The 19,382-nt window shown below is 61.4% G+C and carries 16 protein-coding genes; 4 read left to right on the plus strand and 12 right to left on the minus strand.

Annotated elements, in window-relative coordinates:
* Window positions 1–68 precede the first annotated feature (68 nt).
* The 5 genes from IPK17_RS17570 to IPK17_RS17590 form a co-directional block, all read right to left on the minus strand.
* Complete coding sequence (locus IPK17_RS17570) at window positions 69–593, minus strand: hypothetical protein (RefSeq protein WP_343418991.1); 525 nt, start codon at window positions 591–593, stop codon at window positions 69–71.
* On the minus strand, window positions 575–1,531 hold the full coding sequence (locus IPK17_RS17575) for a hypothetical protein (RefSeq protein WP_343418992.1): 957 nt from the start codon (window positions 1,529–1,531) through the stop codon (window positions 575–577). Before IPK17_RS17575 ends, IPK17_RS17570 begins: the two co-directional genes overlap by 19 nt.
* Window positions 1,532–1,534: 3 nt before the next feature.
* Window positions 1,535–2,362: a bifunctional DNA-formamidopyrimidine glycosylase/DNA-(apurinic or apyrimidinic site) lyase gene (mutM, locus tag IPK17_RS17580; protein ID WP_343418993.1), complete on the minus strand. Its 828-nt coding sequence runs from the start codon at window positions 2,360–2,362 to the stop codon at window positions 1,535–1,537.
* Window positions 2,363–2,432: 70 nt separating this feature from the next.
* The gene (locus IPK17_RS17585; protein WP_343418994.1) at window positions 2,433–3,389 is read right to left on the minus strand and encodes an extracellular catalytic domain type 1 short-chain-length polyhydroxyalkanoate depolymerase; all 957 of its coding nucleotides are present in this window, start codon (window positions 3,387–3,389) and stop codon (window positions 2,433–2,435) included.
* Between the two features lie 123 nt (window positions 3,390–3,512).
* Complete coding sequence (locus IPK17_RS17590) at window positions 3,513–3,818, minus strand: DUF2267 domain-containing protein (protein ID WP_343418995.1); 306 nt, start codon at window positions 3,816–3,818, stop codon at window positions 3,513–3,515.
* A 166-nt stretch (window positions 3,819–3,984) separates the two neighbouring features.
* On the opposite strand from IPK17_RS17590, the gene IPK17_RS17595 reads away from it, so the two are divergent.
* Entirely contained in the window at window positions 3,985–7,725 is a 3,741-nt protein-coding gene (locus IPK17_RS17595; protein ID WP_343418996.1) for a DNA polymerase III subunit alpha, read from the plus strand.
* 105 nt (window positions 7,726–7,830) lie between these two features.
* Window positions 7,831–8,814: a 6-phosphofructokinase gene (gene pfkA, locus IPK17_RS17600; protein WP_343418997.1), complete on the plus strand. Its 984-nt coding sequence runs from the start codon at window positions 7,831–7,833 to the stop codon at window positions 8,812–8,814.
* A gap of 59 nt (window positions 8,815–8,873) precedes the next feature.
* Here pfkA and IPK17_RS17605 read toward each other — a convergent pair whose 3' ends face one another.
* The 4 genes from IPK17_RS17605 to IPK17_RS17620 all read right to left on the minus strand — a co-directional run bounded on the left by IPK17_RS17605 (window position 8,874) and on the right by IPK17_RS17620 (window position 12,528).
* Window positions 8,874–9,410 carry an aminoacyl-tRNA deacylase gene (locus IPK17_RS17605; RefSeq protein WP_343418998.1) on the minus strand — a complete coding sequence of 179 codons (537 nt, stop codon included), beginning with the start codon at window positions 9,408–9,410 and terminating at the stop codon, window positions 8,874–8,876.
* 83 nt (window positions 9,411–9,493) lie between these two features.
* Window positions 9,494–9,961 carry a P-loop nucleotide/nucleoside kinase family protein gene (locus tag IPK17_RS17610; protein ID WP_343418999.1) on the minus strand — a complete coding sequence of 156 codons (468 nt, stop codon included), beginning with the start codon at window positions 9,959–9,961 and terminating at the stop codon, window positions 9,494–9,496.
* A 25-nt stretch (window positions 9,962–9,986) separates the two neighbouring features.
* Window positions 9,987–10,772: an SDR family NAD(P)-dependent oxidoreductase gene (locus tag IPK17_RS17615; RefSeq protein WP_343419000.1), complete on the minus strand. Its 786-nt coding sequence runs from the start codon at window positions 10,770–10,772 to the stop codon at window positions 9,987–9,989.
* Window positions 10,773–10,863: 91 nt separating this feature from the next.
* On the minus strand, window positions 10,864–12,528 hold the full coding sequence (locus IPK17_RS17620; protein WP_343419001.1) for an acyl-CoA mutase large subunit family protein: 1,665 nt from the start codon (window positions 12,526–12,528) through the stop codon (window positions 10,864–10,866).
* Window positions 12,529–12,835: 307 nt separating this feature from the next.
* On the opposite strand from IPK17_RS17620, the gene IPK17_RS17625 reads away from it, so the two are divergent.
* On the plus strand, window positions 12,836–14,500 hold the full coding sequence (locus tag IPK17_RS17625) for a hypothetical protein (protein WP_343419002.1): 1,665 nt from the start codon (window positions 12,836–12,838) through the stop codon (window positions 14,498–14,500).
* 107 nt (window positions 14,501–14,607) lie between these two features.
* Window positions 14,608–15,573 (plus strand): CHAD domain-containing protein, encoded by a 966-nt coding sequence (locus tag IPK17_RS17630; protein ID WP_343419003.1) that lies wholly within the window; start codon window positions 14,608–14,610, stop codon window positions 15,571–15,573.
* A gap of 239 nt (window positions 15,574–15,812) precedes the next feature.
* Here IPK17_RS17630 and IPK17_RS17635 read toward each other — a convergent pair whose 3' ends face one another.
* The 3 genes from IPK17_RS17635 to accC form a co-directional block, all read right to left on the minus strand.
* Complete coding sequence (locus IPK17_RS17635; protein ID WP_343419004.1) at window positions 15,813–17,150, minus strand: phospholipid carrier-dependent glycosyltransferase; 1,338 nt, start codon at window positions 17,148–17,150, stop codon at window positions 15,813–15,815.
* Window positions 17,151–17,349: 199 nt separating this feature from the next.
* Window positions 17,350–17,844 carry an acyl-CoA carboxylase biotin carboxyl carrier protein subunit gene (locus IPK17_RS17640; protein WP_343419005.1) on the minus strand — a complete coding sequence of 165 codons (495 nt, stop codon included), beginning with the start codon at window positions 17,842–17,844 and terminating at the stop codon, window positions 17,350–17,352.
* Window positions 17,841–19,370, minus strand: a complete 1,530-nt coding sequence (accC, locus tag IPK17_RS17645) for an acetyl-CoA carboxylase biotin carboxylase subunit (RefSeq protein WP_343419006.1) — start codon at window positions 19,368–19,370, stop codon at window positions 17,841–17,843. Before accC ends, IPK17_RS17640 begins: the two co-directional genes overlap by 4 nt.
* Window positions 19,371–19,382 lie beyond the last annotated feature (12 nt).

Consider the following 19,382-nt stretch of genomic DNA (forward strand, 5'->3'; position numbering starts at 1 on the left):
GTTAATCTCTCGGGCGCGTCCGCTGTGCCAAAATCGGAAGTGCTGAATCGCGTCCCTATCCGCTCGCTTTACGGCTCGCGCCCGCCTGTGAACAACCAGCTCAGGTCGTGGCCGCCGTACTGGAACACCTCACCCTGCGCCATTAACCGCTTCGCGTAGACCGCCAGCGATTCGAACACCGCGTCATAGCCGAATTCCCGCGCCGACCGCGCCATCTTGTGCAGGCGCACCGGCCAGTGTGACCACACTTGCCCCGGCGCGGGCGCAGCGACCGGAGCGGCGGTCGGCACGTTCCAGCCCCACGCCAGCGCGCCGAGTTGGAGGCCGCGCCGATGCCGCTCGACAAACTGCGGGTCGGCGTTGAGTTGGGCGATCTCCGCCTCGTAGACGGTATAGGCCCGCCCGTAGGCACTGGAGCGCATGATCGGATACGCCCACCAGTCATAGTGGCCGTGGTGGAACTGCGCCCACTGCCCCGCCGCCGCCCACGCCTCAAAGTCGGCGACTTGCGCGGCGTGGCGGGCTGTCAGCGCGGCCACGCCCACAAATGACGGATCGGTATTCGCGCGGAGGGTCACTGGCGGGACTGCCATTCCTCAATCGTGTTGGCCATGAACGCGCGGATTTCGGCGTCGGCAATGTCGCTGACCGCCTCGTAGATGTGGCCGTCCACGTCGATCTCGACGCCGCCATGCGCCGCGGGGCGCACATGGATGCTGCGCGTCGCGTAGGCGGGGGTCTGCGCCAGCTTATGCTGCAAGTAGCTCTCAATCGCCGCGGCGATGTTGATTTCGGGAATCACTTCTTTGGGCGGCGCTTTGCGTCCCCGGCGCGATGTATCAATCTGATCCGGCATTTTGAACTTGGGCAGGTCGCCCGGCAGCGGCACGGTCGGCGGAGTCGCCGTGACCGGGCGCGCCTCACTCGTCGTCACCCGCGGCGGCGGGGCAGCGGGCGGCGCGGCGCTGGGCTCGGTCGCTTCTGGCGCAGTCTCAGTCACTGCGGGCGGCGGCGGCTTGACGGCGGGCGTCTCTAATGTCACGCGGTTGCCCGAGGCCAGTTCCTTCATCGTCAGGTTGAAGCGGCGCTTAAATTCGGGATCGGCGACGGCGGGCGGATTGCGGTAGACCTTGTCGCCGATCTGTACCAGCAGACCGCCATCGGCCACATCGCGCAAAATCGTCAACACTTCGACGGCTTCCACCGACTCGCCTTCGGTCAGGCGCAAGCGCTGCATCCCGGCGGGTCGGCTGGGCGGCGGCGCGGGCGCGACGGGCGCGCTCGTCAGCACATCGAGATCGGGCAGGTCGGGCAGCGGCAGGTCATCCCCCGCGGACGCGTCCGACGACGGGCTGAACAGGCTCACATCCGCCATACCGCCCGAATTCGCCACCGCGGCTTTCTGGCGCTTCTTCGACCGTTCCTGAAAGATGTAGGCGAGCACGCCGACCAAGACCACGGCTGACAGGCACAGCGTGCCGATCAGCGGAATGGGAACCTGCTGGAGAAAATCGCCGAGTCCGCTTTCCATGATTTATCCCACCTCGATCTTCTGACAGGTGGGGCAGTAATGCGTCCCACGCTGCGCCACGCGAATTTTGCTGATCGGGCTGCCGCACACCACGCACGGCAGGTCCGTTCGATCATACACATTGAAGGCCGTCTGGGCTTTGCCGGGCGTGCCGTCCGGCTTGCGATACCAGTTGATGCTCGCGCCCTCGCGGTCGATGCCCGCATCCAGCACCTGCCGGATCGTCCCAAACAGGCGCGTGATCTCGTCGTCGGTCAGGCTGTCAGCCGGGCGTTGGGGATGAATGTTCGCGAGAAACAGGGACTCGTCGGCGTAGATGTTGCCCACACCCGCCAGAAACGCCTGATCGAGCAGCAGCGCCTTGATCGCCTTTTTGTGCTTGCGCGACCGTTCGCGCAGCACTGCCGGGGAGAAATCGTCGGAGAGGGGTTCCGGGCCGAGGGCGGGCGTCACCGCGTCGAGACTCGCGGTCAGCGCGACGAAGCCGAACTTACGCGCGTCGGAGAAGCGCAGTTGGTGGCCGTTATCCAGCCCCAAGCGGAAGTGCAGCCAGCGATCCGCCTCCATGACGGCGTCGTCAGGGACAACGTACAGCCGCCCGGTCATCTTGAGATGCACCACCAGCAGATCGTGATCGAGTTCGCAGACAATGTACTTGGCGCGGCGCGTCACCGAGCGGAAGGTTTGCCCGGCGATGCGCGCCGCAAACTGCACCGGGTCAGGCGTTTTTACCGTCCGGTCGCAGTCGTACCACATCGAGGTCACCGTGCGCCCGATCAGCGGCTCGCGCAGGCCGCGGACGACGGTTTCAACTTCGGGTAATTCAGGCATAGACCCCACTGAAAGTTAAATCCAGACCCATTTATTATAAAATGGAATGAGTCTGTTTAACATTCAGGCTTTAGTCCTGCGGGCGTGAATACTGCGTGAAAAAGTCCCACATCAGCGCGCTCGCTTCGATATCCGTGTTGGTCACGCCCGCGATGAAAGCGGGGATCGGTTCGCCCGTGCCCGGCCATGTATGCCCGCCGCCCAGAATCGTGTAGAACAGCACCTGCACATCAGCCGCGCAGCCCGTGTAGCGGATGCCCTCAACCGAGGCGGGCAGGTCGCCGATGGTTTCTGGCGTCGCTGCACACTCGTTGATCGCTCCCCATTCCGCGGCGAAGTCGGGCACCGACGGGAACACGCTGCCGCTCGGGTCACCGGATTCGCCGCCCGTGTACGGCACAATCGGGTCATCGGTGCCGTGGAACAGGATCACGGGCATGGGCTGACTGGGCGTGCAGGCGCCAAAGCTGTTATACGCACCCGCCACCCCGCCAAACGCCGCGACTTTGTCGGCCATCTCACAGGCGAAGCGATAGCTCATGCCGCCGCCATTCGACAGGCCGTTGATGTACACCCGCGACAGATCGATGCACAGGTCGGTCGCCACCTGATCGATCAGCTCGGAGAGGAACTGCACGTCATCCACCGCGCCTTCCGCTTGGTCAAACAGGCCGGAATTCCAGCGCAGTGGGAAGCCCGTCCCCGCCGGATACACCACGACGAAACCCTCGGCATCCGCGAGCATGTCCCAGTTCGAAAAGCCTTCCTGCTGGCGCGGGTTCGACGCGAAGCCGTGCAGGCTCAGCACCAGCGGCGTCGGCTGCGTCGGGTCATAGCTGGCCGGCACATACACGCGGTACGACCGGTCGCGTCCATCTGAGTTCAGCGTCCGATTCATCGCGCCGACCGTGAACGTCGCCCCGGCTCCACACGCGCCGCCCGGCGCCTGCGCGGACACGCTCATCAAGCTGACGCCGAACACGGCGATCAACAAGCCAACAACAACGATCCATCCTCGATTACGCATATTGATCTCCTAACCTACCCGCAGCGATTCTACACCTCCCACCGCCCGCGCAGAACTTTTCTCATCCATTTCTCTCTGGAATCAAAAATCAGCCCGCAGGCTGATTTTCACGTCCGTTCAGACTTATTTCTTGCCGAGCAGGCCGCCGAGCAAATCGCCCGCGCTTTTCGTGACGTCGCCCGCGTTCTTGACCACGTCGCCCGCGCTTTTCGTGACGTCGCCCGCGCTCTTGGTCACTTCCCCCGCATTCTTGACCACCGTGCCCGCGTTGTTCAGCGTATCATTCGCGCCGACAATGCTGTCGAGCTGGCTGGCAATCGGAGCGGGCAGCTTGGTTTTGAGCAAGTTGACGACCACCTCGACCGCGGTCCGCGCCGCATCCTCGGAAATATTGGCTTTCTGCGCCACCAACTGCACAATCTGATTCATCGTCCGTGCCTCTCCATTTGATCGGTCAATCGATCTTATAGCACCTGTGGATTCATTTAGCAAATCGCCTAAAATAACTGCGTCCAAGCAAACCGAACCTGCACAAATATTCGCATCCGGCTATACTTAGAGCCCAGCAGAAGCGTCAGGAATTCCACAAATCGTTATGTCAGAAAACCCGTTTGTCCACCTGCACGTCCATACGGAATACTCGCTGCTCGACGGCCTGAGCCGCGTCGACAAGATCGTCAAGCGGGCGGCGGCGCTCGGCATGAACTCGCTGGCGATCACCGATCACGGCACCATGTTCGGCGTCATCGACTTCTATAACGAATGCAAAAAAGCGGGCATCAAACCGATCATCGGCATGGAGGGTTACCTCGCCCGCCGCACCATGGACGACCGTGACTCCAAACTCGACGCACGCCCTTTCCACCTGCTCATGCTGGCGAAAAACGAAACGGGCTACAAGAATCTGCTGAAGATCGCCAGCGAAGCGCAGCTCCGCGGCTACTACTACCGTCCGCGCATCGACCGCGACTTCCTCGCCACGCATTCTGAAGGCCTGGTCGTGACCAGCGGCTGCCTCGCCGGGCAAATCCCCAGCATGATCATGGAAGGCAAAGAGGCCGAAGCGCGCGAACTGATCGACTGGTATGTGCAGGTCTTCGGCAAAGACAACTTCTACCTTGAACTGCAAAGCCACGACATCCCCGAACTCAAACCGGTCAACGACTGGCTGATCGACATTGGACGACGCGACGATGTCGGCTTTCTGGCGACCAATGACGTGCATTACGTGCTCGACTCCGACTTCGACGTGCATGACACGCTCTTGTGCATCCAGACGGGTGCGAACAAATCCGACACCAACCGCATGTCGATGACCGACAACAGCTACTTCCTCACCAGCGGCGAGCAGATGTGGCAGACGTTCGGGCACGTCAACGATGGCGAGGCGCTGCTCAACAGCATCAAAATCGCCGAGATGTGCGAAATCGACCTGAGCCGCAAGGGCTATCACCTGCCCGTGTTCCCCGTGCCGGACGGTCACACCGCCGGGTCGTACTTGCGCCACCTCGCCGAAAAGGGCTTGGGCTGGCGTTACCCCGGTCGCGAACACGACGAGGCGCTCGTCCAGCGGCTCAACTTTGAATTAAATGTCATCAACAAGATGGGCTTTGACACCTATTTCCTTATCGTGTGGGACTTGTGCGAATTCGCGCGCGAAACGGACATCTGGTGGAACGTGCGTGGTTCGGGCGCGGGCAGCGTGACCGCCTACTGCCTCGGCATCACCAACATCGACCCGATCCAGAACAACCTGCTGTTCGAACGCTTCCTGAACCCCGGTCGCGTGAGCATGCCGGATATCGACATGGACTTCCCCGACGACCGCCGCGCCGAAATGATCCACTACTGCGCGCGCAAATACGGCGAAGACAAAGTCGCGGCGATCATCACGTTTGGGACGCTCGGCGCGAAAGCAGCGGTGCGCGATGTCGGGCGCGTGCTCGGCGTAGATTTGACGCTCGTGAATCAGGCGGCGCGCCTCATCCCGACCGAACCGAAGCCGAAGCCCGTCAAAGAGTACGTGTCGGATAACCCCGAACTCCAGAAGATGTACGACACCAATTCGGATATCAAGCGCGTGATTGACCTCGCGGAGCATTTGCAAGGCATCAACCGCCATGCCTCAACGCACGCGGCGGGCATCATCATCGCGGATAAGCCGCTCAACGAGTACATTCCGCTCCACCGTCAGACGAAAGAGTCCAAGACGGAAGAGGGCGAAGAAGCGATCACGATCAAGCAGGTGACGCAGTTCCCCATGGAAACCTGCGAAGCCATCGGCTTGCTCAAGGTCGACTTCCTCGGCTTGTCGACGCTCACGTATCTGCGTAAAGCGTGCGACCTGATCAACCGCTACCACGGCACGAACTACTCAATGGACACCATCCCCTACCGCCCCAAAGGTGATCCCGAGCAGGATCGCATGCTGGCGGCGGCGTTCGAGATGATGGGCCGCGGTGAAACGGTCGGCGTGTTCCAGATTGAAAGTACGGGTATGCAGGGCATGCTCCGCGAAATGCGCCCGTCCAAGTTCGAGCACATCATCGCCGCCGTGTCGCTCTACCGCCCCGGCCCGATGGACTACATCCCGGAATTCAACGCGCGCATGCACGGCCGCAAAGAGATCAACTACCATCACGAAGGGCTGCGCCCGATTCTCGAAGAGACTTACGGGATCATCACGTATCAGGAACAGATCATGCAGGTGGCGGGCAACCTGTTCGGTTACTCGCTCGGCGATGCCGACCTGATGCGCCGCGCCGTGTCGAAAAAGAAGAAAGAAGACCTGCTCAAGCACAAGCAGATCTTCATTTCGCAGGGACCGCAGGTCGACCCCACCATGACGGCGGAGATCGCCGAGAAAATCTTCGACGAGATCGAGTTCTTCGCCAACTATGGCTTCAACAAGAGCCATGCGGCTGATTACGCCGTCATCACCGTGCAAACGGGGTTTCTCAAGTGCAACTATCCTGCCGAATACATGGCGGCGCTGCTCACCGTCTACTTTGACGACACGGCGAAAGTCGCGACCTTCCTCGCGGAATGCAAGCGGCTCAATGTACCGATTCTGCCGCCGGACGTGAACTACAGCAGCCTCGACTTCGACATTCAGTTCCTCGACAATGGCACACGCGCCATCCGCTTTGGCATGGCGGCGATCAAGAACGCGGGCGTCGGCGCACTCCAGATCATTCTCGATACGCGCAATGAGGGCGGGCTGTTCGCCGATCTCAAGGACTTCTGCCGCCGCGTCGACCTGCGGCACGTCGGCAAGAAGACGGTGGAAAGCCTGATCAAGGTCGGCGCGCTGGATGCCTTTGGCGAACGTAAGCAGTTGATGGACGGGCTGGATCGCATCATGGGCTACAGCGCCGAACATCACAAAGCGCAGGATATCGGGCAGATGGGCTTGTTCGGCGGGGGCGGCGACACAACCGCGGGCGCGGACGAAGGCATGCTGGCCAACCTCAAAGCCACCAGCGAAACCAGTCACCGGGAAATGCTCGACTGGGAGCGCGAACTGCTCGGGCTGTACATCTCCAGCCATCCGATTGACCCGATTGCCGATGCGCTGGCAGGCACCAACATCGTCACGACGCTCCAACTCAAGGACGAAGACAGCGGTCTCGCCGGGAGAAACGTGCGCTTCGTCGGGCTGGTGGTGGGGCTGCGCAAAATGCCGACCAAAAACAAAGATATGATGTGCGTCGCCACGCTCGAAGATCGCTTCGGCGCGATCGACGTGGTCATGTTCCCGAAAACGTGGGCAAAGTTCGAACCGCTGATGAATGACGGCGCCGTGGTGGTCGTCATGGGCAAGCTGGATATCTCGCGCGCCGATGTGCAGATCCTGTGCGAATCGGTCGAAACCGATATTACGCTCGTCTCCAGCGCCAGCAACGAACCGATCCGCCCGGACGTGACGCCGATCTGGGACGATAACGCGGAACCCGAACCTGCACCGCCGCCATACGTCCCACCGACCAACGGCAATGGTAACGGCTATCACAGCGAAGAACCGCCGAACTTCGACGAACTGCCGCCGCCGCCCGACTTCTTCGGCGATGAGTTCGCCCCGCCGCCGCCGCCCGCCACCCGCCTGCTGACGATCTACTTCCAGCGGCTGGACGAAGTCGAACGCGATCAGCGCCGCTTACGGCGCGTGGTCAATGAGATTATGGGCTTTGCAGGCGTTGATCAGTTTCGGGTAATCATCATGGAAGACGGTCAGGAAACCCATCTGCTCGACTTCCCGAAGGACACCACCTTCATCTGCGACGGGCTGGAAAAGCGCCTCGGCGCGATCGAAGGCATCCGTTGGCAGGTGGGTTAGGCGGCTGGAAACGTTTGCATTGGTTAAGAAACGCGCGGAACCTCTGGCGTTTGTGAGTGTTGTGGATACAATATTACGGCACAAAACACACGGGAGCAATCCGCGATGAAAAGAATAGCGGTGATGACCAGCGGCGGTGATTCGCCGGGGATGAATGCAGCGATTCGCGCGGTCGTGCGGACCGCCATGAATTACGACATCGAAGTCTACGGCGTGCGCCAAGCGTATACAGGTCTGATTAACGGCGATTTTGAACTGCTGACGAGCGTGGAAGTCAGTGGTATTTTGCAGCGCGGCGGCACGATTCTGCAAACCGCGCGCAACGAGGAATTCAAGACTACACAGGGGCAAAAGCGCGGTCTGCGCCGCCTCAATGAACAGGGTATTCAGGGGCTGGTGATCGTCGGCGGCAACGGCAGCCTGACGGGGGCGCTCGCCCTGCATCGGATGGGCTTCCCGGTGATCGGCGTGCCGGGCAGCATTGACAACGACATTTTCGGCACGGACATGGCCATCGGCGTCGATTCAGCGATGAACGTGATCCTCGAAGCGCTCGACCGCCTGCGCGACACCGCGTCCTCGCATCAGCGCGCTTTTCTCATCGAAGTGATGGGGCGCAACTGCGGCTACCTCGCGCTGACGGGCGGTATCCTTGGCGGCGCGGAGATCGTGGTGACGCCAGAACGCCCACCGACGATGGAAGAAGTCGCCGCCGCGCTGGAAGACGCCTATGTGCGCGGTAAATCGCACGCGATCGCCGTGATCGCGGAAGGCGCGCCCTATCGCGCGACCGACCTCGAAAAGTTCCTTCAGCAGAACCAGAACATCGGCTTCGAAATTCGCCTGACGATTCTCGGTCACACGCAGCGCGGCGGCAGCCCCACGGCGTTTGATCGCCTGCTGGCGACGCGCATGGGCGTCAAGGCCGTCGAGTTCCTGCGCGATGGACAGTCCGGCGTGATGGTTGGCCTGAGCGGGCGCGAAATGAAGGCCGTCCCGCTGGAAGAAGCGATCAGCAAGCTCCGCCCCATCAGCGAGAGCTACTTCGAAAATGGCCAAGTTTCTGTCACGCTAACGCACAGCAGTTAGCCGTTAGCAATCAGCTTTTAGCTAAATGCCAAAAGCTAACGGCTAACGGGAGCTTCATTTTAAATAGCCTCGGCCTCTCGATCATCCACGCCGAATTCGGCTTTATTTTTTGTTCCTTTATTCCTGATCAAGCCGGGGATGCGCGCTTTGACCAAGCCGATCAGCGCGATGACGGGCAGGCGAATCTGGTAGCCGCGCTGTCCCGCGCTCAGCGTGATGTGCTGGAGCTGCGTCGCGGGCTGGTCGATGAACACTTTCCAGTTCTTCTGCGTCAGGGCCAGCGGACTGATACCGCCGACCTTCAACCCCGTCTGCGCTTCGGCGTCTTTGTGCGCCGCCATGCGGACCTTCTTCTCACCCGCCGCCGCCGCGAGCCGCTTGAGGTCAAGGTGCCGGTTGGACGCGAGCAGCGCCAGCAGCGGCTTGCCACCGCCGTCCGGTTCGACCACCAGCGTCTTGTAGACGTGATGCGGCGGAAACCCGAGCATCTCCGCAACTTCCCCCGCGTCGTGAAATTCCGACCCGTCGTACTCAAACACCTCGTACGGGATTTTGTGCTGTTCCAGCAAGCGCATTGAATTCAGTTTTTCGGCCATGAGCATCCAGCTATTGGTAGGGACGACACAGGTGTCGTCTTCGGTCAGTTCTCACCATAAATCTCAATGCGACCTTCTTGCCTCTACGCTCGGCGTTCAAGTTCGTCAGGCGTTGGGCGTTGGAAGATCGCAAGCCACGGTTTCATCATCGCTTCGGGAATATGGAAAGTTGTCTGCGACGCCTGCGCGTTGCGAACCGCCAACCGCTCCAGCAGCTCCTCCGCCGGGACATCGAGAAAGTGGACTTCGCTGCTCGCGCCAAGCTGCCGTGCTCGCGCTCGATAGTCTTCGCGTTCCTCGCGCGCCCAGAAGCCAAAATCGAGAATGACATTCGTTCCCAGTTCCAGTGCTCGACTGGCGATGTTCCACAGCATTGCCTCGATGAGGCCGTGGCGCGCATCATGGTCTGGATGCTCAGCATCCTGGCCGAAGAGCCGCACGTGCCATTCATCGGTTGTCAGTCGCAGTGCTGATTGCTCACGCTCAAGCTGCTTGGCCAGCGTCGTTTTACCCGAGCACGGCAGTCCAACCATCAAATGGAGAGTCGCCACACTTACCACTCCAAACGTTGACAGACTACGTTTTATACTGCTTGAGCGCCCGCCGCCCGATGAAACCGGGCACCAGCAGATTGCCGAGCACAATCAGCCAGTCGAACAAGCGCAGGACAACGCGCTGCTGCTTTCGGTCAACCGCCTTGATGATGCCCTCGGCCACGAACTCCGGCGTCATCACCGGGAGCCGTGGCGCTTTGGCCGCGTGACCGCTCGCGCCCAAGCGCCGCTCGCTGAACTCAGTCGCGACGCGCCCGAGCTGCACATCGGTCACGCCGATGTTGTCCGCTTCCAGTTCCAGCCGCAGCGACCGCGCCAGATTGCTCACAAACGTTTTGCTGGCGCTGTAAGCCGCCGCATACGGCGCGATCATCCCCGCGACGACCGACGAGATGATCACGATCTGCCCGCCGCCCGCTGTGCGCAGCGCCGGGACGCCCGCGCGGATGGTGTGCAGCACGCCATCGATGTTGGTGCGCAGCAGCGTTTCGAGATCGTTCCAGTTGGAATCGGCGATGGAACCGCGCTGACCGACACCCGCATTCGCCACGACCACATCCAACCGCCCCCAGCGCGCCACCGCCTGATCGACGGCGCTCTGCACCGCCGCGCGATCCGTGACATCAGCGGCGATGGCCAGAAATTCGCCGTGACCGGGCAGCGCCTTGACCGCCTGCTCCAGTTCCGCCAGCCGCTCCACGCGCCGCGCCGTGACGCAAAGATGATCGCCGCGCCGTGCGAAGGCCAGCGCCAGCGCGTAGCCGACGCCACTCGAGGCGCCTGTAATCAACACCACTCTGTTCGCCATGTAATCCGTCAGTAGCCCTTCTTGCCGTCGCGATTAAACGGACGAGGCATGCCTCGTCCCGACTGTAAACTGTGAACTGTTCACTGTGAGCTCAAATATGCACCGGCTCGTGATACACGCCGAACACCTGCCGCATGACCTGAATGATCTCGCCGAGCGTCGCGTCGCTGCGGGCGGCGTCCAGCAGGTACGGCATGACGTTCTCCGTGCCCGCGCATGCCGTTTTGAGCGCGGCGAGCGCCTGACTCATGCGCTCATTGTCGCGCTCCAAACGAAGCTGCGCCAGACGCGCGCACTGCCGTTCGTAGCCCCGCGGATCCATCTGCAGAATCGGGATGCCGGGCGCGTCTTCGCTCACGTACTCGTTCACGCCGACGATCACGCGCTGCTGGCTGTCCATCTCGACCTGATGCCGGTAGCTGGCATCGGCGATCTCCTGCTGGATGAAACCCGCTTCCAGCGCGGGAATCACACCGCCCAACTCATCGATGCGGCGGAAGTAGTCGTAGACTGCCTTTTCCGTCTGATCAGTCAGCGCTTCGACAAAGTAGCTCCCGCCCAGCGGATCGACCGTGTTCACGACGCCCGTCTCATGCGCGATGATCTGCTGCGTGCGCAGTGCCAACGTGACCGCGTGTTCGCTCGGTAAGGCGAGTGCTTCGTCCATGCTGTTGGTGTGCAGCGATTGGGTGCCGCCGAGCACCGCCGCCAACGCCTGAATCGCCACGCGGACGAGGTTGTTTTCCGGCTGCTGCGCGGTCAGGCTGACGCCCGCCGTCTGGCAGTGGAAACGCATCAGCCACGAGCGCGGATTCTTCGCGCCGAACGTTTCGCGCATCTCGCGCGCCCAGATGCGCCGCGCCGCCCGCAGCTTGGCGATCTCCTCGAAGAAGTCGTTATGCACGTTGAAGAAGAAGCTCAGGCGCGGCGCAAACTCGTCGATATCCAGCCCGCGTTTGAGCGCCCAGCGCACATACTCCAGCCCATCCGCCAGCGTGAACGCGAGTTCCTGCACGGCAGTGCTGCCCGCCTCGCGGATATGATAGCCGCTGATGCTGATCGTGTTCCAGTGCGGCATATATTTTGAGCCAAATTCAATCGTATCCGTGACGAGCCGCATCGACGGCTCCGGCGGGAAGATGTACTCTTTCTGCGCGCTGTATTCCTTGAGGATGTCGTTTTGCAGCGTGCCGCGCAGGTTCGCCATCGGCACACCCTGCTTTTCCGCCGCGGCGATGTAGAACGCCCAGATGACCGCCGCCGGGCTGTTGATCGTCATGCTGGTCGAGACATCGCCGAGCGGGATGCCGTCAAACAGGATTTCCATGTCGCGCAGGGAACTGATCGCCACACCGCATTTGCCGAACTCGCCGAGCGCTTCCGGCTGATCGGTGTCGTAGCCCATGAGGGTCGCGAGGTCAAAAGCGACCGATAAGCCCATGTTGCCCTGTGACAGCAGATATTTGTAACGCGCGTTCGTCTCTTCGGCAGTGCCGAAGCCAGCGAACATGCGCATCGTCCACAGCTTACCGCGCTGCCCGGTCGCATGCACGCCACGCGTGAACGGGTATTCGCCGGGAAAGCCGAGATCACGCACATAGTCCAGATCAGGGATATCGGCGGGGGTGTACAGCGGTTTGATCGGGACGCTCGACTGGGTGATGAACGTCGGCTGACGTTCCGGCAGTTTGGCGCGCGTCGGGTTATAGGTTTCCTCAACCCACCGCTGCACCTGCGCTTTGACATCCGTCGTCATGAGTCCGTCTCCAAAATAGTTCGCATTACAATAATCAATATGGATTATGGATCTTTCTCTGACCCCACCCCCCCCCCCCCCCAAGAAAGGGGGGGGGGGCCCCCCCCGCGGGGGTGGCCCCCCCCCCCCCGCGTGGGGGGCGGGGGGGGGGGGCCCGGGGCGTTGAGCACCAGTTGCAAGTCAGTCAGCCCCCCAGTCGAGTGCTAGCCGACCCCAATATCCGGGGGAAGACAGGTGGTGTCTAGTCGCCATTATAGCACCCGACCGCGATCTGCCTTAGAATATTTAGCAAACGATAACCGAGCCTATGACCCAACCGAAACGTATCACCGCCCAGATTCGCCGCATTGAGATGCGCTTTGTGCGCCAGCCGCTGTATGCTGCCTTAGCGCTGGTCTACTTATTGGTGTGTGCTAACCTCGCCCGCATCCTGATCAATCAACCGCTGACCGGGAAAGGCAGCGAGACGACGTACTTCGCGCTCATCCTGCTCATCGCCTTCCTGTGGGCGTTTGTACGCTCCATGCTGATCATTACGCCCAAGTTTCACGACCGCTTCAGCACAGCCCTGCCCGTGTGGGAACAGGTGCTGCTGCTGATCAACGAGGCGGTCGCTGCTGGGCTGCTGGCGCAGTTTGGATCGGGCATCCTCGTGCACATCTTCCAGCCGGATGTGTTCACCACGCGCGTCGACCCGCTGTATACCCTCGGCAGCGCCGTGATCATCCTGACGTACTACGGCGGTATGGAACTGATGTGGATTCAGCGCTGGAATGATTTTTTCAGCCGCAGCAGCGTGTGGGTCAACCTCGCGCGCCTGTATGCGCCGCTCGCTTTGATCATGACAACGCTGCTCATCACGCGCCGCCTAATCAACCGCGCGGATCCGCGCACGGCGGGGCTGCTCGGCACGAGCGAACTCGATCTGACGGTGCTGGCGCTCGCCCCGGTGATCTGGCTGCTGATCCTCGTGGTCGTCATTCTGATCTACACGGGCGGGCGCGGTCTGCGTGAACGCTTTTTGCCGACCATCTTGCTCGACCGCCTGCCGCCGCGCCTCGCGCGCGGTCTGCGTTCGATCTCCGATATGGACATGCTGCTGATCCTCGCGGCGCTGGCGACCGTCATCCCCGCCTATCTGTTTCTGATCGGCGACCGGGGCGGCTTCCTCGGCGTGTTGAGCGGACGCATTCAGGCGGGCGCGGGCGCGCTGATCGAATCGTCGCAGCAAGCGCTGGCCTTCGTGTTCACGATCCCCTTCTATGCCGTGATCATCGGACTGCTGGTCATCTACGCGCTGGCGATGGCGCAGAGCAAGCTCTCCGCCGCGCAGCGTGACGAACTGGTGAGCAAGCTGCCGATTGGCTTTCTGATCGTGCTGATTATCACGTTGTATCTGGTCGCGATTCCGCTCACCCAGGTGTTGATCGCCGGACGACTGCCGCAGCTCCCGCAGGACTTGGGGCGCATCCTTACGTTTAATGTGGTGATCCCGCTGCTGCTGCTCTACGGGCATTACTTCCTGTTTGTACGTGTGCCCTACGGGCGCGGACAAAACCGCTGGCGCGAAACCTTCAGCGGCACGCTCGCCACGCAGCTCGCCGAGGTCGAACGCGAGATTCAAACGCTCAACACGCAGCTCGGCCAACTCGACCAGAACTGGGTGAACGATCAGCGGCTGGACACGCTCTATCACTACGTCCAGCTCAACAGCCGCCGCGACGACCTCAACATGCAGCGCTTGCAGTTCGTGGCGGAACGCCAGAGCCTCGCAGAACTCTCCGAAGCGCCCGTATCGCTAACCGTGGCGCGCCTGCCCATTCGTATCGTGAGTATCGGCATTCCGCTGCTGCTGTTCATTCAGATCTATCAGTGGGCGATCCTCAACAACGGCCTGCGCGACATCATCAACAACCCGAACATCACCGTGTTCGAATTCTTCCGCGCGCTGCTGCGCCAGACCCAGTTCTAGATTCCTCGTTATCCGTAAATTCCTTAATCATGTTAAGGAATTTGCGGATTTCTATCGGCAACCTTAAACTTCCCTGCATAAGGTAAAAACCACTCTAAGGGATGTGCATGACAACCGACGAATTGATCGCCTTACTTGACCCGCAGATCCAGCCGATCAAGCCGGATGACACGATGGCGGAAGCGGGGCGCAAAGCGCTGCTGCCTGACCTCGTGAAGATGCTCAAGCATGAGGCGGGCAGCCGCACGGGAGAAGACATTGAGGATGTGCATGACATGCGCGTATCGATCCGCCGCATTCGCTCGACGCTGCGCCTGTTGAACGAGTACTACAAACCCAAAGCGATTGATCCGTATAACCAGCACCTGCGCCGGGTGGCGCGGGCGCTCGGCACCGTGCGCGACCTCGACGTCATGATCGACAACCTGACCGGGTTCGCCGCCACCCTGCCCGATGATCGCAAAGCCGCGCTCCAGTCCGTCATCGCCAAGCTGGACGGCGAACGCACTGCCGCCCGCAAAGACCTCAACAAGTTGTTCGACAAGAAGAGTTATCAGCGCTTTGTCGAAGATTTCGGGAAATTCCTGACGACGGAGAAGGCCGGGGCGCGCAGCCTTGACGGGGATCTTGCGCCCGTGCAGGTACGCCACCTGCTGCCCACCATCGTCTATGATCACCTCGGACATGTGCGCGCTTACGACAGCGTGATCGCCGACGCGGACGCCACGACGCTGCACGCGCTGCGCATCGAGTTCAAACGTCTGCGCTACGCTGTAACGCTGTTCTCGGACATTCTGGGGAGCACGATCAAGAACTTCATCGAAGAACTGAAGGTGATTCAGGATCACCTCGGCCAATTGAACGACATCAGCACCGCCGAAGCCCGCCTGACCGAACTGATCGACAGCCTCGAACCGGATGAAGCCGCACCCGCTATCGAAGTGCTGCGTGACTACATCACGCACCTGCAATCGAAGGAGACGGCGCTGCGCACCGCCATGCCGGAGATCTGGACGCGCTTCAACAGCAAGACGGTACAGAAGCACCTCGCGTCGGCGATTGCGGGACTGTAAAAGCTAACCTCACCCCCTAACCCCCTCTCCAAATGGAGAGGGGGCATAAAACACCTCGATGCACGTTAGTCAACAACCGGGTTGCTTCCGACCCCACCCCCGGCCCTCAACCGAATTCAGGGAGGGGGACAACATTGCTCGCCAAACCGGATTTGTTTTCGTAGGGACGCAATAGGGGGGCCCCGGCCCGCTCATAGTAAATTGCTAATTGCGTCCGCTGTCCCTAAGCGGACTTCACACTATTGTACTGAGCTGCCTACTATAGGCCTCGTCCTGTTTCGCACCCAGTCGACAATCCCCGCCACGCCGAACGCCGCCAGCAGCAGCACAGGTGGATATGCAGGCAGATAGTAGCGCTGCCATTCAATCGGCGTGAGCAGCAGCACGCTCGCCAGCATGACCAGCGCCCACCCGCCGACCAGCACCCGCAGCGACCGTTCCGTTTTTCGCAGCAGGTAAACCACGCCGATCAGCACGAGCGGCACGAGGATCACCGCGCCAATATGCAGCCCCCGCCAGATCGAGCCTTCGTAAGCCGCAATCTGATCGGCGATATATACATCCCATCCGGCTACCTCGAAATACTGCGGCGGCGTGACGAACACCTGATTCCAGAACCCCACCAGCGCCGCGCCGAAGTCGGCATAGCCGCCAAAGGTCGCCGTTTGCCCGGCGAGCAAGTCCTGCCGCAAGCGCAGCACATCGCCCGCGCGGCTGAGCGGATCGCTCCACCATGCCGGATTCAGCGCGTAGAAGGTCAGCGCGGCGACGAAGGCGGCCAGCAAAGAGCACGCAGGGAACAAAGCCAGACCCCACCCCCGCTCGCTGCGCTCGCCTCCCCTCCCCGAATGCGAGGAGGGGTGCAAACGGAGAGAGTCTGCTGGCTCCCTCCCCCCATAGGGGGAGGGGTCAGGGGAGGGGTCGCAACGTGCCACCACCCCCACCACCCCAAACACCGCCGCCACTGTAAACGCCCCGGTGTGCTTGCTGGCGACCGTCAGCCCCGCCGCGAGGCCGAGCGCCAGCGCGGCGATCCAATTGCGCCGCCGCAGCCACCACGCGCCGGCGAGCACGGTCAGCAGGCTGAAAAATGTCAGGCTGCCCTCCATCATCGCCCGCCGCCCATTGATGAGCAGCGCGGGGTGCAGCGCGTACAGCAGACTCGCCGTGACTGCCGCCCACGCGCCGCCTGTCAGCCAGCCGAGCGCGAACATCACCGGGACGCCAAGCGCCAAGAAAATCGCCGAAGGCAAGCGAGCAACGTTGAGCAGCGCGGGAGTCGGCGCGTGGTTGCTGCTCTGGTTGTAGTCCCACGCGCCGCCCCAATCCCATTGCTCGTTGATGTCAGCAAGGGTAAAGCCGCCAAGATGCCACGCTAACCCGATCAGGTACTTGTTAAGCGTGCCGTTGAGCAAGCGTAAATCCTGCTCCTGCGCGCTGAGCGGCGGATCGTGAAACATGACGAGATTGAGATCGCGCTGCAGAAACTGGTAGGCGTAATCCCGGCTCATATAGACCTGCGTGGACTCATCGCCGTGAAACGGGGTGAGCGCCGCGCCCGCGATCACGTAGAGCATGAGCGCAGCGAGGTACAGCAGGATAAGGACTGAGGACTGAGGACTGAAGACTGAGTTAAAAGCTGAACCAGACTGTGCTGACGGCCTGGTTTGATCGGGTGTTTGTCGTTGCACTTTTAACTTTCAACTTTCGACTTTCAACTTTTGTCCATCCTCGCGTCTTTCTCAGTCCTCAGTCCTTTCACCTCAGTCCTGTCTTTTAGGTCATCGTCACAAGCAGCTTGCCCTGCTCAACGCTGATACCCGCCGTCACGCTGATGCGCTGCACAATGCCGTCGCGCGGCGCTTTGAGTTCGTTCTGCATCTTCATCGATTCGAGGATGATGACCGTCTGGCCTTTTTTGACTTCCTGCCCTTCGGTCACGGGGATCGCCACGATCAGCCCCGGCATGGGCGACTTGATCGAAATCTCGCCGCTGTCCACGCCGACCCCGCCGCTGCGCGACGCCAGCAATTGCGCGCGTTCGTCAAGGACTTGCCCGGTGTACAGGCGTCCCTGAATCAGCACCTCGTACTGACCGTCGGTCTCATCGATGACGACTTCGTACGATTTGTTGTCCATGAGCACGGAGAACAGCGATTCGTCGAGCGTGAGGAAGTCGACGTTGCGCACCTCGCCGTTGACGAGCAGCGTGCCATCCTTCTGGATCTCGATCTCGAACTTCTTGTCGTTGATATAGGTGACGTATTTCATCGGTGTACGCGCTCCCAGCGGCTGAGCCACTTCCAGTTGCTCGTGTCGCGCTCATTGCGGTTGACGATCTGCCCCGCAAGTTGTCGGTTGCGGTGCGCGAACAGCGTCGCGGCGATAGCGGCCGTTTCCAGTTCCACCGCGCTCGGCGCTTGCTCGTAGGTCGTCATGCTGAAGCGTTCTTCCACGAATTTGTTATCGAAGCGCCCGGCCAGAAAACTGAAGCTGCTCAACAGGTTCTGATGGAACGGGATGTTGTGCTTCAGGCCCATGATCGTGAACTCTTCGAGCGCCCGCCGCATGCGCAGCACCGCTTCGCCGCGATCATCGCCCCAGCAGATCAGTTTGGCGATCATGCTGTCGTAGTACGGCGTGATGGTGTAGCCGCTGTACACGCCGCTGTCGACGCGCACGCCGGGGCCTGTCGGCACGAGCAGCGTGGAGATCGTCCCCACCGACGGCATGAAGTTGTTATACGGGTCCTCCGCGTTGATGCGGCACTCAATCGCCCAACCTTTAGGCTGGAGCACGCTCTCGGTCAAGCCCATGCGGCGACCGCGCGCGATACGAATCTGCTCCTTGACCAGATCGACGCCCGTCACCAGCTCGGTGACCGGATGCTCGACCTGCAAGCGCGTGTTCATTTCCAAGAAGTAGAAATTCTTGTCCTTGTCCACGAGGCATTCAATCGTCCCGGCGTTGACGTAGCCGCACGCTTGCGCCGCGCGGATCGCCATCTCGCCCATCCGCTTGCGCAGATCGTCGTCCACGAACGGGCTCGGCGCTTCTTCGACCAGCTTCTGATGCCGCCGCTGGATGGAGCATTCGCGTTCGCCGAGGTGCACGGTATTGCCGTGCATATCCGCGAGAATCTGGAATTCGATGTGGCGCGCGTTCTCGATCAGCTTTTCGAGGTAGACGTTGCCATCGCCGAAGGCGCTTTCAGCTTCACGCCGCGCAATGGCCAGCGCGCCGGGCAGGTCTTCACGCTTGTAGACCGCGCGCATCCCCTTGCCGCCGCCGCCCGCCGACGCCTTGACCATCACCGGGAAGCCGATGTGTTCCGCCGCGGCAATGATTTCGTCGTCGCGCAAGCCGGGCTCGGTGCCGGGGACAACGGGCACCCCCGCCTTCTTGACCGTCTCGCGCGCCATCTGCTTGTCGCCCATCAGGTAAATCGCGCTGGCGGGCGGCCCGATAAAGATCAAGCCTTCGTCAGCGCACGCCTGCGCGAAATCCTCGCGTTCCGACAAAAAGCCGTAGCCGGGGTGAATCGCATCCGCGCCCGTCTTCTTGGCCGCCGCGATGATGTTCTCCATCTTCAGGTAGCTCTCGCGCGGCGCGGGCGGGCCGATATGCACGGCTTCGTCGGCATAGCGCACATGCAAGCTCGTGCGATCCGCATCCGAGTAGACCGCCACCGTGTCGATGCCGAGGTCGCGGCACGCGCGGATCACGCGCACGGCGATCTCGCCGCGGTTCGCGATCAGAATCTTCGTGATTTTCGTTTGCTGCGTTTCCATCACCATGAGCGATCTCCC

The organism is Candidatus Flexifilum breve, assembly GCF_016713355.1.